Source organism: Novosphingobium profundi (assembly GCF_020524485.1).
GTDB classification, from domain to species: domain Bacteria; phylum Pseudomonadota; class Alphaproteobacteria; order Sphingomonadales; family Sphingomonadaceae; genus Novosphingobium; species Novosphingobium profundi_A.
In genome coordinates this window covers 406,863-422,685 of sequence record NZ_JAIVLF010000005.1, presented here as the reverse complement: position 1 = coordinate 422,685, position 15,823 = coordinate 406,863, and the positions used below count along the sequence as shown (strand labels likewise).

Sequence of the window (15,823 nt, the reverse complement as noted above, 5' to 3'; positions counted from 1 at the left end):
GCGCTGCAGTGCAGGGTGGCTCCTCTACTGCGCGTGCGCGAAGGGTCAATGGGGCGGGGCGATGCGCGACAAGACGCGCTATCTCCCGCAGACCGACCGGCAGGCCTGCGTCAGTCGGTGCCGTCCGGGACGGGAATTTCCACGCGCGCTTCGAGGCCGCTTGGGGCATCGCGGCGCGGGGAAAGGGCAAGTTCCAGGCCATAGGCCCCGGCGATGTCGCGCGCGATGGCAAGGCCAAGGCCTGAGCCCGCCATGGCCGGATCGAAGCGTGAGCCGATTTCGAAGGCTTGTGCGATCTGTTCGGGCGTGAGGCCCGGACCATCATCCAGGATGCGCACCACGAGCAGGCTTCCCGTCGCCGTGCCCCGTTGCTCGACGGCGACGAAGACCTTGCGCGTGGCCCACTTGCCCGCGTTGTCGAGGAGGATCGCGAGCAGTTCGGAAAGGTCCACCGGGTCGACCGGAAGGGCAAGGTCGGTCTGCTCGGACATGGCGACGGAGAAGCTGGTGTCGCGGTGCAGGCGCTGCATCGCGGAGACCAAGGGGGGGAGGACCTTGGCGATGCGGCTTACCGTTCCGGGACGCCGCGCGCTGGCCGTCGCGCGGGCGCGGGCGAGCTGGTACTCGATCTGCTGGACCATGATCCGGCTCTGCTCCAGCAGCGTTGCGCCCGCCGCCTGCGTCGCCGGATCCTGGCTGAGGCGCTCGGCCTCGTCGGTCATCACCGCAAGCGGGGTACGGAGCGAATGAGCGAGGTTGCCCGCCTCCAGCCGCGCGCGTTCGACTGCGCCCTGGCTGTGCTCGATGAAGACATTGAGGTCCGAGACAAGCGGGGCAATTTCGGTCGGGTAGGTCCCTTCCAGGCGCGCGGCCGTGCCCTCGCGCAGCCGCGCGCTGGCCGCGCCCAGCCGGTCAAGCGGACGCAGGCCGAAGGCAACATACACTACCCCGGTCGTGCCCAGCAGCGCGGCCAGCAGCCCCAGCCAGAGCCGCAGCTCGTGATCGAAACGGGCGATGATGTCGTCGAGGATGCGCTCATCGGTGGCGATCACGTAGTGGACATCGCCCAGCCCCTCAGCCTTGCGCACGAAGCCGTAGGTGATGGTAGGGCCCGTGGGGCCGCTCTCGACGTGGTGGTGGATCGAACTGTCATGCGCGATCGAGGTGTCGAGCTCACCGTGGGTGAGCGAGGCCGAGCGCAGCGGCGGATAGCCATCGATGCTGACCTGCCAGTAGAAGCCGCCATCGGGCACTGCGAAGCGCGGATCGGACAGCGGACGGTCGAGCCGGATCGTGCCGTCGGGCTCGACGCGCACGAGGCGGCCCAGTTCCCGGACGTGGACCTGAAGCTCGTCGTGGTAGTTCTGCTCGACGTGCTTGGCAAAGAGGCGGGTTGCCGAATACCAGATCCCGGCGATGCCAAGCGCGATCCAGGCCAGCGAGGCGAAGAGCAGGCGCACTCTCAGCGAGCGCCAGTTCCAGCGCCCGCGCCTCGGGGTGTGCGCGGTGGTGCAGGCGGCGGAATGGCTCATGCGCCGAACCTGTAGCCAAGCCCGCGCACGGTGCGAATGCGGCTCTTGCCGATCTTGCGGCGCAGGCGCGAGACCAGGACCTCGACCGAGTTGAGATCGTAATGGCTGGACAGCTCGTAGAGGTGCTCGCCGATATCGGCCTGCGAGAGGATCTGGCCCGAACGCCGCACGAACAGGCTGAGCAGGCGAAATTCCTGTTTGCTGAGCGCCAGTGCTTCCCCGTCGCATTCGACCACGCGGCCGACCGGATCGATGCGGATGCCGCTGTCCTCCAGCCAGGTTTCGCGTGCGCCGTTCTCGCGCCGCAAGAGCGCGTGAAGGCGGGCGAGCAGTTCCTCGAAGCGCACCGGCTTGACCACGAAGTCGTCCGCGCCCGCGTTGAGCCCGGCAACCTTGTCCTGCCAGCTACCGCGTGCGGTGAGGATCAGGATCGGGCAGGTCACCTTGCGCCGCCGCCAATAGTCGAGAAGCTCCATGCCCGAGCCGTCGGGAAGGCCAAGGTCGAGGATGATGACCGCGATCTTGTCCATGTCCGGCCAGTCCTCGCCTTCGCTGCGCGAGCGCGCGACATCCACGGCAAAGCCTGCCGAGCGCAGGCGCCCGGAAAGGCGCTCGCTCAGTTGGTCATCATCTTCCACCAGAAGTGCGCGCATGGCCGCTGTTCTCCCTCGGCTGGGCTAGGGCCTCATCGGCCTGTCCTCGTGAACCTGTCAATACGCTGCGAAACTGACAGGGTCCTGTCAGGTTGAAGGCGCATTTCAGGAGACCATGAACAGGACCACTCTTGCCGGCCTTGCCGCCGCCGCGCTTGCCCTTGCGGGCGGTGTCTATTTCGCCTTGCGCCCGGACGCCCGGGTCGAGGAAAGCAGCGAGGCGGCGCAGGATGGCCCTGCGGGTGCCCTGAGCGCCGAGCAGGTCAAGGCGCTGGGGGTCCGGACCGAGGCGGCCGTACGCGCCGAGGGCGTGCCGCTGGGGACCGTCCCGGCGCAGGTGACGCTCCCGCCTCAGGCGAAGGTCGCGGTGACGACGCCGTTCACCGGCACGGTCGCGCAGCTCTTCGTGCTCGAAGGCGAGAATGTCGCGCACGGGGCTCCGCTCGCGGTGGTGCGCGCGGCCGATGCGGTGCAGTTCAGCGCGGCCCTGCAGCGCTCCCGCGCCGATCTCGCGCTCGAACGGGCGCGGGCACAGCGGCTGGAGACGCTCGCGAAGGAAGGCGTCGTGGCTGGAGCCCGCGCGGACGAGGCGCGCGCCAGCCTGCGGCAGGCAGAGGCGAGCGTATCGGAAAACCAGCGCCTCCTCGCGCTCGCAGGAGCAGGGGCGGATGGTACCGTGACCCTGCGTGCGCCGATTGCCGGGCGTGTCGCCCATGTCGGCGTGGAAACGGGCGGCGGTGTCGGCAGCGACGAAGCTCCTTTCGTCATCGAGAATACCGCGGCGTTGACCCTCGATCTCCAGTTGCCCGAGCGGCTGGCGGGCAAGGTGCGTCCGGGCATGGATGTCGAAGTAGCAGTGCGGGAGGGCGACGCTACGCCGATTGCGGGCCGGATCGTGTCCGTTGGCGCCTCGCTTGATCCCCAGACGCGCTCGATCCTTGCCAAGGCGCGGCTGCACGACACGGCAGGCCTTGTGCCCGGGCGCGGGGTCATGGCGGTGATCCGCGATCCCGGCAGTGGGGGAGAGGGGGTCTCCGTCCCCGCCACCGCAATTACCCGGATCGGCGAGGCGAACGTCGTCTTCGTAGCGCAGAAGGGCCGCTTCGTGCGCCGCGATGTGCAACTGGTCGCCGAGGCCGGTGGGCGTGCCATCGTGGCCGAGGGCCTGAAGGCGGGAGAGCAGGTGGCAACGCACGGCGTGGCCGAACTCAAGTCCCTTCTGGCGGAGCAGTAAGGCCATGTTGCGCACCCTTGTCGAACGGGCGCTGGCCTGGCGTCTCGCCATGCTTGCGCTCGCGATTGCGCTGGCCGGGCTCGGCACCTGGTCGTTCCTGCGCCTGCCCATCGATGCCTTTCCGGACATCTCCAGCACGCAGGTCAAGATCATCCTGAAAGCGCCGGGCATGACGCCCGAGGAGGTCGAAAGCCGCGTCATCACCCCCATCGAGATGGAGATGCTGGGCATCCCCAGCCAGGCCACGCTGCGCTCGGTCGCCAAGTACGCCATCGCCGACATCACCATCGACTTCGACGACAGCGCCGACATCTACTGGGCGCGCACGCAGGTGGCCGAGCGGCTGAACGGGATCATGGGCGACCTGCCCGAGAACGTGTCGGGCGGCATGGCGCCGATCTCGACACCGCTCTCGGACATGTACATGTTCACGCTGGAGGGACCACAGAGCCTTGCCGAGAAGCGCCGCACGCTCGACTGGGTGATCCGCCCGGCGCTGCGCACGGTGCCCGGCGTTGCCGACGTCAACGCGCTGGGCGGCCGGGTCGAGACCTTCGAGGTCGCTCCTGACATGAGCGCGCTGGCCGCAGCCGGGCTCACCATTTCGGACCTTGCCGAGGCGGTCGAGGCCTCCAACCGCAACGATGGTGCGGGCCGTCTCGATACAGGTGAGGAGGCGCTCATCGTGCGTTCCACCGCGCGGGTGGAAACGCTGGAGGATCTGGCCGCCGTGGTCGTGCGCAGTGACGGGCAGCGCGTGGTGCGCGTAAGCGATGTCGCCGATGTGCGCACCGGCAGCCTGACCCGCTACGGCGCGGTCAGCAAGAACGGCACGGGCGAGGCGGTGGAAGGCCTTGTCATCGGTCTTCGCGGGGCGGACGCAGCGCAGGTCGTCGATGGCGTGAAAGCACGCCTTGAGGATCTCCAGCCGAGCCTTCCCGAGGGCATGAAGGTGGCGGTCTTCTACGACCGTTCGGACCTCATCGAACGGGCCGTGGGCACGGTGGAAAAGGCGCTGCTGGAGGCGACCATCCTGGTCGTTGTTCTGCTCCTCCTGTTCCTGGGCGACGTGCGCGCCTCGCTGATCGTGGCGCTGGCGCTGCCCATGGCGGTGCTCCTCACCTTCATCTTCATGCGCGCGATCGGCCTCACCGCCAACCTCATGAGCCTTGGCGGCATTGCGATCGCGGTGGGTATGCTCGTCGATGGCGCGGTCGTCGTGGTCGAGAACGTGGTCGAGCGCCTTTCCGACCCGAAACATGCCAAAAACGGCAAGCTTCCCAACGTGCTCGTCGCCTCGGCCGAAGTGGCCAAGCCGGTCGCTTCGGGCATGGCGATCATCGCGCTGGTCTTCCTGCCGCTCCTCACGCTGCAGGGGCTGGAGGGCAAGCTTTTCGCGCCCGTCGCCATGACCATCGTCCTGGCGCTGTTGTCCGCGCTGGTGCTCTCGCTGACGCTGGTGCCGGTGCTTGCCTATTTCGTCCTCAAGGTGAAGGCCGAAGAGCACGGGCACGCGCACGAACCCTGGCTGATGCGCCAGCTCAGCCCGCGCTATCATGGCGTGCTGGCAGGCGCCTTCGCGCGGCGGCGGCTGGTCTACGCGGTTGCGGGGCTCTCGCTGGTGGTCACCGTCTTTGCCTATAGCCTGACCGGCAAGACCTTCCTGCCGACGATGGACGAGGGTTCGGTCATCGTGCAGCTGACCAAGCTGCCCTCGATCTCGCTCGAACACAGTGTCGAGGGCGACATGAAGGCGCAGCGGGTGATCCTCGACAAGGTGCCCGAAGTGCGTGCGGCAATTGCCCGCGTGGGCTCGGACGAACTGGGCCTCGACCCGATGAGCCCCAACGAGACCGACACCTTCCTGGAACTTGCCCCGCGCGAGGAATGGCGCGTGGCCGACAAGGAGTGGCTGATCGGCGAGATCCGCACGGCGCTTGCCGCGCTGCCCGGCATCGAGCCCAGCTTCACCCAGCCCATCGACATGCGCATTTCCGAAATGCTCACCGGTTCGCGCGGGGACCTTGCGATCAAGGTCTTCGGGCCGGACCTGGTCGAGCTCTCGCGCATCGCGGGCGCCATCCAGGGCCGTCTCGAAGCCATTCGCGGAACCAGTGAGGCGATGACGGTCGCGAACGACAGCGTCGACTACCTCCAGCTTGCGGTTGACCGCGTCGAGGCGGGCCGCGTCGGCATGCCGGTCAGCGACCTGCAGGACGCCATGCGCGCCCAGATCGAGGGCGTGCACGCGGGGGTCGTCGCGCAAGGCATCCGGCGTGTCCCCATTGTCATTCGCGGCGAAGGCGAGGGGCTGACCGCGCAGACCTTTGCCGATACGCTCTACCGTTCGCCCAGTGGCCAGCTCGTGCGTGCGAGCGACGTCGCGCACGTTGCACGGGTCGAGGGGCCGGTGAAGCTGGAGCACGAGAACGGCTCGCGCTTCGCGCTTGTCCAGGCCTTCGTCTCGGGTCGCGACCTTGTCGGTTATGTCGAGGAGGCCAAGGCCGATATCGCGCAGAACGTAGCGCTGCCGGCGGGCTATCGCATCGTCTGGGGTGGCCAGTTCGAGAACCAGCAGCGCGCCTCGGCCCGGCTGATGGTGGTGCTGCCGATCTCTCTGGTGATGATCTTCGTGATCCTCTACGCGACGCTCCACTCGCTGCGCGCCTCGCTGCTGATTCTGGCGATGATCCCCTTCGCGGTGGTGGGCGGCATGGTCTCGCTCGCGCTCTCGGGCGAGTACCTCTCGGTGCCTGCCTCGGTCGGCTTCATCGCGCTGCTCGGCATCGCGGTGCTGAACGGGCTCGTCATGGTCAGCTACTTCCGGCAACTGCGCGAGGAGGGCGTGCCTCTTGCCGAGGCCGTCCGGCGCGGCGCGGAGCGGCGGCTGCGCCCCGTTCTGATGACCGCAACGATCGCGGCTTTCGGCCTTGTTCCGCTGCTCTTTGCCAGTGGTCCGGGCTCGGAGATTCAGAAGCCGCTCGCCATCGTTGTCATCGGGGGGCTCGTCTCCTCCACGCTGCTGACGCTGATCCTCCTGCCCATGCTCTACGAACGCTTCGGGGAGAGCCGTGCCGAGACCCGCGCCGAAGAGGAGGATAACGCCCATGCGTAAGCGTCTTCCCATCACCGCGGCGCTGGTCCTGACCCTGGCCGCCCCATGGGCCCATGCGCAGGAGGCCGGACTGCCCGACCTCGCCCAGGTCCAGGCCGCGCTCGATGCACACCCGTCGGTCCAGGCCGCGCAGGCGCGGACCGGAGCCGCGCAGGCCCAGGCCCGCGCGCTTGCGCGCGGCAGCCACGAGGTGACCTTCCAGGGTAGTTACATGAACCGCTCGGTCACCCGCGAGGGAACCTACGACGAGTTCGACGCTCAGCTCATGCGGCCCTTCCGTCTGCCCGGCAAGGCGCGGCTCGACAAGGAGATCGGCAGCTACGGCATTGTCGCGGCCCAGAACCGGGCCGAGGATGCACGCCATCAGGCCGCGACACTCCTCAACGACAGTTGGTGGGACTGGCTGGGCGCGGCCGAGGACGTGCGCATCAACCGCCAGGCGGTGGCGAACTACGAGACGCTGCTCAAAGCCGTGTCCCGGCGCGTGGAGCTGCGCGATGCGGCCCAGCTCGAAGCCGATCAGGCCGAAGCGAGTCTGGCAGCGGCGCGGCTCGCGCTTCAGCAGTCGGAAGGGCGCGCGGCGCTTGCCCGCACGCGCCTGAGAGCTCAGTTTCCCACCCTTGCCCTGGATGGGGAGGCACCTTCGGTTCCCGTGCCGGTGTTGCCCGAAGCGGGTATCGCCGCGCTCGGCCAGAAGGTGATCGAGCACAGCCATGAGATCGCGGCGGCCGAGGCAGCGGCGGGCGGTGCGGACGCTTCGGCAGCGCGCGCGCGGGCCGAGCGCACGGCAGATCCGTCGCTCGGCTTTCGCGTCTTTTCCGAGCGCAGCGGCGAGGAGCAGGGCGCCGGCGTCCTTTTCCAGATGCCGCTGGGGGGAGGGCACCGCCGGGCGCTTGCCGATGAGGCGCAGGCGCAGGCCAGCGCCGCACGCGCCGAGGCCATGGCAACCCGCTTCGCCGTGACCGAGATGGCCGAGGCGGACATGTCCGAAGCGCGCTTCCGGCACGCGGCCTGGCAACGTGCGCGCGAGGGCTTGAAGGCGCAGATGGCAGCGCTCCTGAAGCTGCGCATCGGCCACAAGGCGGGCGAGATCGACCTCTCGGACGAGCTTCTGGGCGAGCGGCAGGTGCACGACGCCTTGCGCCAGGAAGTCCAGGCACGGGCCGAGGCGATGCGCGCGCTGACCCGGTTGCGGCTCGATGCCCACGCGATCTGGATCGGCGATCCGGCGGAACGCGACTAGAGGCGGGCGCGGCGCGTTCAGCGAAGGAGCGGGATTGCGCCCAAGGCCAGCGTGACCAGCAGTACGGCCAGACTGGCAAGGAGGGCGAGCCCGGCGCGTCGCCCGGCGCGAGGACCTGCGTTGACAAAGACGAGGACGGTCTTGAAGGCCATGTTGCTCGCCACGGTCCCGGCAAGCGCGAGAGAGGCAATGGCCGAGGCGACCGCGCCTTGTGGCAGCGTTGAATAGGCCACCATCGCGGCATCGACGTCGAAGCTTCCCGCGAGGAACAGCGAGAGCCCTCCGCCCGCCTCGCCGAACTGGTCCTGCGCCCAGCGCACCAGAAGCGCGGCGCCCGCAACAGCCAGAAGAAAGCCGAAGGCGGGGAGCAGTTCGAAGGGCTTGCCCCCTTGCGCGGGGCTGCTCGCGCCGGAACTCGTCTCGCGGCGCCAGGCAAGACCCGCGACGAGGAAGGCGACCAGGAGCGCAGGCCCGAGCAGTACGGCGAGGCGCATCAGGATGTCGGGCGCGAGGACAGCGGCGAGGATCAGCACGCGCAGGTACATCACTGCCGAGGCCAGCGCGATGCCGGTTGCGAGCGGTCCCTCGCTCCCCTTGCGCAGCTGGCTGGCGAAGGCGGCGGTGACCGCGGTCGAGGAATAGGCTCCGCCGATGAGAGCCGTTGTCAGCGTCCCGGCCGAGGCACCGATGGCGCGCCGCGCGATGTAACCCGCAATCGAGAAGCCGGTAATGAGAATTACGACGAGCCAGAGCTGGAACGGGTTCCAGGCCGCGTAAGGGCCCATGCTGCGGTCGGGGAGGAACGGGAGGACGGCCACCGCGATGACCGCAAAGCGCACCAGCGCGCGCAGTTCTTCCGGGCTTAGTGCGCGCAGCAGGGCATGGGCCTGCTGCCGGGCCGAGAGGAGAAGCGTGGCGATCGCGGTCAGGGCCAGCGCAAGGGCGGGGTATCCCGCTCCTGCAAGAAGCCCGAGACCGATCGTCATCAGGGCCGCGACGGGCGTGGTCGCATCGAAAGTGGCGGCGGCCCGGCGCGAGACGAAGAAGGCGCCAATGAGAAGGGCGAGGAGGGCGCTGAGCAGCACGGCGCCCAGGATCGCGGAAACGGTGAGCGAGAGCGCTGCGACGAGCCCCCCGCAGGTGCCGATGAGCGCGAAGGTGCGCACCCCTGCGACCCGGCTGCCATCAGCGGCCTCGCGCTGGCGCCAGCCGCGCTCGATGCCCACCAGCAACCCTGCGGCGAGCGCCGCCAGGAGGTGGCTGGCAAGATCCAGCTGGCTGTTCCAGTCCACGGTCTCGATTGGCACGCGCATTTTCCCTGGTGACTGCCTGGAACGATCCGCTTCCCCTAGGCCGGATCGGACCTGGGTGAAAGCGTCCTGTATACTTTCCGAAATAGTCCTGTAGTCCCACGACTTGTGCAATAGTTTAACCCCAAGTCGGAGGTGAGCCACCTTGCCTTGGCGCGGCGTTCTTGCCACTCTTCCACCGAGTAATTCTTGAGGGGGTATGATGCGGTTTGTTTCTCTGTGCCTGGCCGGGGTTTCGTTGCTGGCGGCGGGTACGGCCATGGCGGGTGAAGAGGTGCTCTATGCGCCTGCGCCCGATTGGGTCGAGGAAGTCGATGCGGATGTCATCGATACCTCGACCTCGACGCCGCTGGCGCTCTACGACATGCAGCAACGCATCGAGGATGGCACGCTGTCGATCTATGTCGACCGGGCGTTCAAGCTCGATGCGCCCCAGGCACTGACCCAAGCAGGGACAAGCACCGCATCGTGGCTCCCGGACAAGGGCGATCTCACCATCCACAGGGTCGAAATCCTGCGTGGAGACAAACGCATCGACGTGCTGGAAGGCGGCGCGAAATACACCGTTCTGCGCCGGGAGACCCAGCTGGAAAAGCGCACGCTCGATGGCGCGCTGACCGCAACGCTCGCGGTGCCGGGGCTCGAACTGGGCGACGTGCTGCGCATCGCCTTCACCCAGTCGGTCAAGGACCCCACGCTAAAGGGCGAGGTCCAGATGACCAATGTGCTGTTCGCGGCTCCCACCGAGGCGGGCTTCGCGCGGGACATCGTGTCCTGGCCCGAGGACGAGGACGTGCGCTGGCAGACCGGCCCCGTCGACGTCGCGGTGGAGGAAACCAGCAAGGGCGGCGAGCACCGGCTCACCGTCGCGCTCCCGCTGCCTGAGCCCGAGGACATGCCCTCCGATTCGCCGGTCCGCTACCGGCGCCCCACGCTCATCCAGGCAGGGACCTTCTCGACCTGGGAGGAAGTCTCCAGCATCTTCGCGCCGCTTTACGATCCGGCAGGGCGTATAGAGCAAGGCAGCGCGCTCGCGGGTGAAGTCGCGACGATCCGCGCGGTGAGCACCGATCCGCTGGAACGCGCCGCACTCGCGACCCGCCTCGTCCAGGACAAGGTCAGTTACCTGATGAACGGCATGGCCTCGGGCAACTACGAGCCCCAGGCCCCCGACGAGACCTGGCAGCTGCGCTATGGCGACTGCAAGGCCAAGACGCTGCTCCTGCTTTCGCTGCTCCATGAACTTGGCATCTCCAGCGAGGCGGTGCTCGTCCACTCCTCGGCCGGCGATGCGATTCCCGACCTTCTGCCCATGCCCAGCGCATTCGATCACGTGCTGGTGAAGGCGAATATCGGCGGGACCGACTACTGGCTCGATGGCACGTCGGCGGGCACGCGCATGAGCAACATTGCCGACACCCCGCCGTTCCGCCACGTCCTGCCGATCCGGGCCGAGGGGACGGGCGTGATGGCTCTGGCCCCGCGTGTCCCCGCTACCCCGCAGGCTTTCGTCAAGCTGACATTCGATGAGCGGGGCGGGGTTGATCTGCCCGTGCTCGTTACCGCTCGGGCGACGCTGTCAGGGCCCGTGGGCGTGGGCCTTGGCGCGGTCATCAAGCAGGTCGGGGAGGACCAGAAGGACGAGCTGATCGACAAGTTCGCCTCCTCGACGCTGGACGGACTGGTCGTGACCGAAGGTTCGATGTCCTTCGACGAGGAGCAGGGCATTGCCCATGTCGATGTGTCGGGCATTCGCACCGCAGCCTGGAGCCGGCAGGGCTCGCGCAAGCGCCAGGACTTTGCCGACCTGCCAAGTCAGGATGTCGACTTCTCGCCTGACCGCGCGCGTCCGGCCTGGCGCGAGATCCCCGTCGACACGGGCGCTCCCACGCTTCAGGTGACCGAACTGACCGTGCTCCTGCCCGAGGACGAGGACGGCTATCTCCTGCGCGGGCGCCCCGAGCTCGACATGAGCTATGGCACCACCCATTTCGTGCGCCGTGCGCAGCTGGAAGGACAGACCCTCACCGTGACCGAGCGGGTCGAGGGGCTGGGCGGGGAAGTGCCAAGCGAGGCCATCGCGGCCGAGAAGGGCAAGGCGGCGCGGATCTCCAATTCCGCCATCTTCCTCCTCGCGCCCGGAGATGCGGTGCGCCAGTGGCAGCTGGCCATGCCCGCCTACAAGAGCCGCCTGACACCTTACGAAGAGGCCTACGCCAAGGCCATCGCGCGCGATCCGGACGAGGCGCAAGGGTACATCAACCGCGCGCTGTTTCGCTGGCGCACGGCGAACCTTGAAGGTGCACTGGCCGATTACGACAAGGCGCTGGAGCTTGACCCGTCTGCAGGAACCTACCGCTCGCGCGGTTCGGTCCTGTTCGCCATGGACCGCTTCGAGGATGCTCTGCCGTCCTACAGGAAGGCGTTCGAGATCGATCCCTCGGCGGCTTCCGCGCTTGGCCTCGCCGGTGCGTTGGGACGCAACGGCGAGGCCGAAGAGGCGTTGGCGCTGCTCGACGAATACGATGATTACGGAACCCAGCACCCTCAGTTCGTGGAGCTGCGCGCGGAGGTCCTTGCCTATGACGGGCGTGCCGAGGAGGGCCTGGCGGCCATCGACGAGTTGATCGAGGAGCGTCCCGGACAGGGGTACCTCTACAACAATTCGTGCTGGTACCGTGCGCGCTTCAAGGTGGGCACCGAGGGCATGATCGAGACGTGCGACAAGGCGGTCGAACAGTCCTCGATGGCGGCCGCCGCGCTTGACAGCCGCGCCCTTGCCTGGCTGCAACTGGGGGAGCCGGCAAAAGCACTGGCGGACGCGGATGCGGCCATCGATCTGGCGCCCGAACAGACTTCGAGCCGGTACTTCCGCGCCGTGGCGCAGCAGCGGCTGGGCGATGACAGCGGCAAGGACTTCATCGCCTATATGGATCGCTTCTGGCCCGGACAGGCCCGTGATTTCGCCTTCTACGGCCTCAAGTAGCCGTCACCGGCCGGGCCTTCGCGCCCGCCTCGACGCGGTTTTTCGCGACGAGGCGGGCGATGAAGTCGAGCTTGGCGACGATGGTTCGTGACAGGCGGAAGGGGTAGAGGTCCCCAGTCCCCATGGCGCGGTTCATGGAGTTCAAGGCAAAGGCGATCGGCTCCATGTGCCGGGCGAGGGTTGCGGCATCGGCGCGGTAGGGATCGAAGCGCACCTCGACATCGTTGCCGGGCGTGGCATCGGCACTTTCGCCGGGCAGGTGCAGCGAGAGGTCGAAGCTCTCGGCCGTTGCCTGCAGGTCCACCATGTGGAGGTAGTGCGCCCAGGTCTCGGCGAAATCCTCCCATGGGTGCGAGGTCGCGTAGTAGCTGACATAGGCGTCGGTCCACACGGTATTGCCTTTGCCGTTGTAGTGCTCGGCCAGCGCCTGCTGGTAGTCGATCCGCTCATCGCCGAAGATTTCGCGGAATTCGGCAAGGCTGTTCGCGTCCGTCTCGACCAGGCGCGACCAGTAGTGGTGGCCGACTTCGTGGCGGAAATGGCCGAGCAGCGTGCGGTAGGGCTCTCCCATGTTCTGGCGGATGCGCTCGCGCTCGGCATCGTCGGCCTCGATCAGGTTGAGCGTGATGAGACCCGAGGCATGGCCTGTCATGACTTGCGGGGCCTCGTCGTTCTCGGCCGCCGGGTCGTAGAGGAAATCGAAGGCAAGGCCCTGGCGCCCCGGCGCCTCTTCGGCCTTGGTCTCCATCGGCAGGCCCAGCTTGAGGAGCGTGTGGACCATGCGCCGCTTGGCTGCCTCGATCCGCGCCCAGCGCGGCGGTACGGAGGGTTCGGCAAGATCGGGGATCGTGCGGTTATGACGGCAGGCCCGGCACAGGTGCGAAGGCTCGTCCGGTTCCACCAGCCAGTTGCAGATCGCGTGCTCGTTGTTGTTCGCGCAGACCACCACGTCGCGCGCCGCGCCGTCCTCGCCGCGCCAGCGCGTGGCTCCGTCGGTCAGGTGGCGGAAGGCGTCGAGGACGGGATCGTAGCCCAGCGTCGCCTGGCAATGCGGGCACAGGCGGGCCTCGAAATGGATCGGCTGGTGGCAGTTGGGGCAGGCAAAGGCGTGCATGGACACTCTCGTTCCCGAAACAGGACTTCTGGATAAGCGGCGGGACGCCGTCTCGTGGCTCGCATAACGCATGGAAGGCGCGTAAGGTTCGAGAAGAGATGAAGGGCGGCGCGGCAAAGCGTTTTGTGCCGTAAGGTGTCAGTTCCTATACCATTGGAATGCTTACCCCTTGCGGGCCCTTTGCGAAACGTGGAACCAGCGCTAGGCGTCGCGCATTGCGCGCACAGGAAGATCGGGAGAATACGAATGACGAAGGCCCCCAAGGTGCAGGGTTACAAGGGATCGGCAGGGGGCTGGGGATCGCTCAAGGGCATTTCGCGTATCGAGCGCTCGCAGAAGGCGGGCCCGTCCGTGCTCGACACCCTGCGCCAGCTCAACAAGCCGGGCGGCACGATGTGTACCTCCTGCGCGTGGGTAAAGTCGGAGAAGCCCAAGCCCTTCGAGTTTTGCGAAAACGGCGCCAAGGCCACCTTGTGGGATCTGACCACCGACCGCTGCTCGCCCGAATTTTTCGCCCGGCACACCGTCAGCGAACTGGCCATGTGGTCGGACTACGAACTGGAGATGGAAGGGCGCCTGACGCACCCCATGCGTTACGAGCCCGAGGTTGATCGCTACGTTCCGACCAGTTGGGAGGAGGCCTTCAAGGCCATTGGCGCGAAGCTGCGCACCCTCGATCCCAAGGGGGTGACCTTCTACGCCAGCGGGAAGGCGGCGCTGGAGCCCAGCTACCTCTACGCGATCTTCGCGCGGATGTACGGGCACAACAACCTGCCCGACAGCTCCAACATGTGCCACGAGACGACCTCGGTCGCGCTCAAGAAAGTGGTCGGCTCGCCCGTCGGCACCTGCCAGATGGAGGATTTCGAGCACTGCGACGCGATCTTCTACATGGGCCAGAACCCGGGGACGAATTCCCCGCGCATCCTCCACCCCTTGCAGAAGGCGGTGAAGCGCGGATGCAAGATTGTCGTCTTCAACCCCCTGAAGGAAAAGGCCCTTACCGAGTTTCGCAGCCCTCAGAACCCGCTGCAGATGACCTTCGGCAAGGCCACGAAGATGAGCCAGCTCTACCTGCAGGTGCGCCCGGGCGGCGACATCGCGGCGCTGATGGGCACGATGAAGCGCGTTCTCGAACGCGACGAGGAAGCCAAGGCGCGCGGAAGCCGCCGCGTCCTGGACACCGCGTTCCTCGAACAGCACACCAACGGCCTTGAGAGCCTCCTGGAAAAGCTGGCCGCCACGAGCTGGGACGAACTGGAAGAGGCCAGCGGCGTCACCCGCGCCGAGATGGAAGCGGCTGGCGACATCTACGCCGATGCCACCAAGGTTATCGGCATCTACGGCATGGGCCTCACCCAGCACGTCCACGGCAACCAGGCCATCGGCATGCTGGTCAACCTGCTGCTCCTGGGCGGCAACATGGGCCGCCAGGGTGCTGGCTGCTCGCCGATCCGCGGGCACTCCAACGTGCAGGGCCAGCGCACCGTCGGCATCACCGAGAAGGTCGCGCTCGCCCCGGTCGAGAAGTACCGCGAGGTGCTGGACCTGGAGACCCCGCAGGAGGACGGCCACACCACCGTCGAATTCCTGGAAGCGCTGCTGGCGGGTACCAACACCGGCTTCATCGGGCTTGGCGGCAACCTGGCGCGCGCGATTCCCGACCATGATCGGGTCTATCCGGCCTGGCGCAACATGGAACTGACCGTCCACGTCGCGACCAAGCTCAACAAGACGCACTGCATGCCGGGTAAGGAATCCTGGCTGCTGCCCTGCCTCGTGCGCGCCGAGGAGGACATCCAGGCGACCGGCAACCAGTGGGTCTCGATGGAGGACAGCTTCAGCCACGTCTCTGCCTCGAAGGGCAAGCGCAAGCCTGCGAGCGAGCACCTGATGAGCGAGACCGCGATCATCTGCGAGATCGCCAAGGCCACCCTCGATCCGAACCCGAAGTGGCAATGGGACGCCTGGCGCGGCGACTATGCGCGCATCCGCGACCTCATCGCGCGGACCTACCCCGATCAGTTCTACGAGATGAACACGCGCATGCACGAGCCGAGCGGCTTTTATCGCGGCAATCCGGCGCATGAACGGATCTGGAAGACCGAGAGCGGCAAGGCCGAGTTCACCACGCCCAGCGTTCTCAACGCCTGCGGCATTCGCGGCAATCCGGGCGGCATGCACCTTGTCACGCTGCGCTCGAACGACCAGTTCAACACGACGATCTACGGCTTTTCCGACCGCCTGCGCGGGCTAGAGGGCAACCGCATGATCGTGCTGGTCAGCCCCGAGGAAATCGCGCGTCTGGGCCTGCACGAATACCAGCAGGTCTCGCTCGTCACCGAAGTGGACGACAACATCGAGCGCCGCGTTTCAGGGCTCTCGGTGCGCGCCTACGATCTGCCCAAGGGGGCGGTGGTCGGCTACTTCCCCGAGCTCAATCCGCTGGTGCCGCTGTGGTACCACGACGAACTGGCCAAGGTGCCCGCGAGCAAGGGCATTCCGGTCCGTATCGAGCCCTGAGGTCCGCCGTGAGCGGTCCCGATGCGGACCGCTCATCGCGACGGTGAATTATTTACAGTGTCGTTTCGTGTGCGTTTGCGGAACGAGTGCGCCGCATACGCATTAGCTTAGGC

Annotated in this window: 9 protein-coding genes; 5 read left to right on the top strand and 4 right to left on the bottom strand. The window is 67.3% G+C overall.

The window, feature by feature from the left end:
* Window positions 1-110: 110 nt before the first annotated feature.
* Entirely contained in the window at window positions 111-1,532 is a 1,422-nt protein-coding gene (locus tag LC060_RS15805; RefSeq protein WP_226637175.1) for a sensor histidine kinase, read from the bottom strand.
* Window positions 1,529-2,185, bottom strand: a complete 657-nt coding sequence (locus LC060_RS15800; RefSeq protein WP_226637173.1) for a response regulator transcription factor — start codon at window positions 2,183-2,185, stop codon at window positions 1,529-1,531. Before LC060_RS15800 ends, LC060_RS15805 begins: the two co-directional genes overlap by 4 nt.
* Before the next feature lie 115 nt (window positions 2,186-2,300).
* On the opposite strand from LC060_RS15800, the gene LC060_RS15795 reads away from it, so the two are divergent.
* Genes LC060_RS15795 through LC060_RS15785 form a run of 3 tightly spaced genes read left to right on the top strand, consistent with a single transcriptional unit; the run spans window position 2,301 to window position 7,777 of the window.
* Window positions 2,301-3,419 (top strand): efflux RND transporter periplasmic adaptor subunit, encoded by a 1,119-nt coding sequence (locus tag LC060_RS15795; RefSeq protein ID WP_226637171.1) that lies wholly within the window; start codon window positions 2,301-2,303, stop codon window positions 3,417-3,419.
* 4 nt (window positions 3,420-3,423) lie between these two features.
* Window positions 3,424-6,534 carry an efflux RND transporter permease subunit gene (locus tag LC060_RS15790; protein WP_226637169.1) on the top strand — a complete coding sequence of 1,037 codons (3,111 nt, stop codon included), beginning with the start codon at window positions 3,424-3,426 and terminating at the stop codon, window positions 6,532-6,534.
* Entirely contained in the window at window positions 6,527-7,777 is a 1,251-nt protein-coding gene (locus LC060_RS15785) for a TolC family protein (RefSeq protein ID WP_226637167.1), read from the top strand. Before LC060_RS15790 ends, LC060_RS15785 begins: the two co-directional genes overlap by 8 nt.
* 17 nt (window positions 7,778-7,794) lie before the next feature.
* Here LC060_RS15785 and LC060_RS15780 read toward each other — a convergent pair whose 3' ends face one another.
* Window positions 7,795-9,084 (bottom strand): MgtC/SapB family protein, encoded by a 1,290-nt coding sequence (locus LC060_RS15780; protein WP_226637165.1) that lies wholly within the window; start codon window positions 9,082-9,084, stop codon window positions 7,795-7,797.
* A gap of 205 nt (window positions 9,085-9,289) precedes the next feature.
* Here LC060_RS15780 and LC060_RS15775 point away from each other — a divergent pair, with 205 nt between their 5' ends.
* Window positions 9,290-12,073, top strand: coding sequence for a DUF3857 domain-containing protein (locus LC060_RS15775; RefSeq protein ID WP_226637163.1), 2,784 nt, complete (start codon window positions 9,290-9,292; stop codon window positions 12,071-12,073).
* Here the strand turns inward: LC060_RS15775 and LC060_RS15770 are convergent.
* The gene (locus tag LC060_RS15770) at window positions 12,066-13,187 is read right to left on the bottom strand and encodes a putative zinc-binding metallopeptidase (protein ID WP_226637161.1); all 1,122 of its coding nucleotides are present in this window, start codon (window positions 13,185-13,187) and stop codon (window positions 12,066-12,068) included. The two genes, LC060_RS15775 and LC060_RS15770, sit on opposite strands and share 8 nt — an antisense overlap.
* Window positions 13,188-13,433: 246 nt before the next feature.
* Between LC060_RS15770 and LC060_RS15765 the strand changes: the two genes are divergently transcribed.
* A complete protein-coding gene (locus LC060_RS15765; RefSeq protein ID WP_226637159.1) occupies window positions 13,434-15,710 on the top strand; it encodes an FdhF/YdeP family oxidoreductase in 2,277 nt (758 codons plus the stop codon).
* Window positions 15,711-15,823 lie beyond the last annotated feature (113 nt).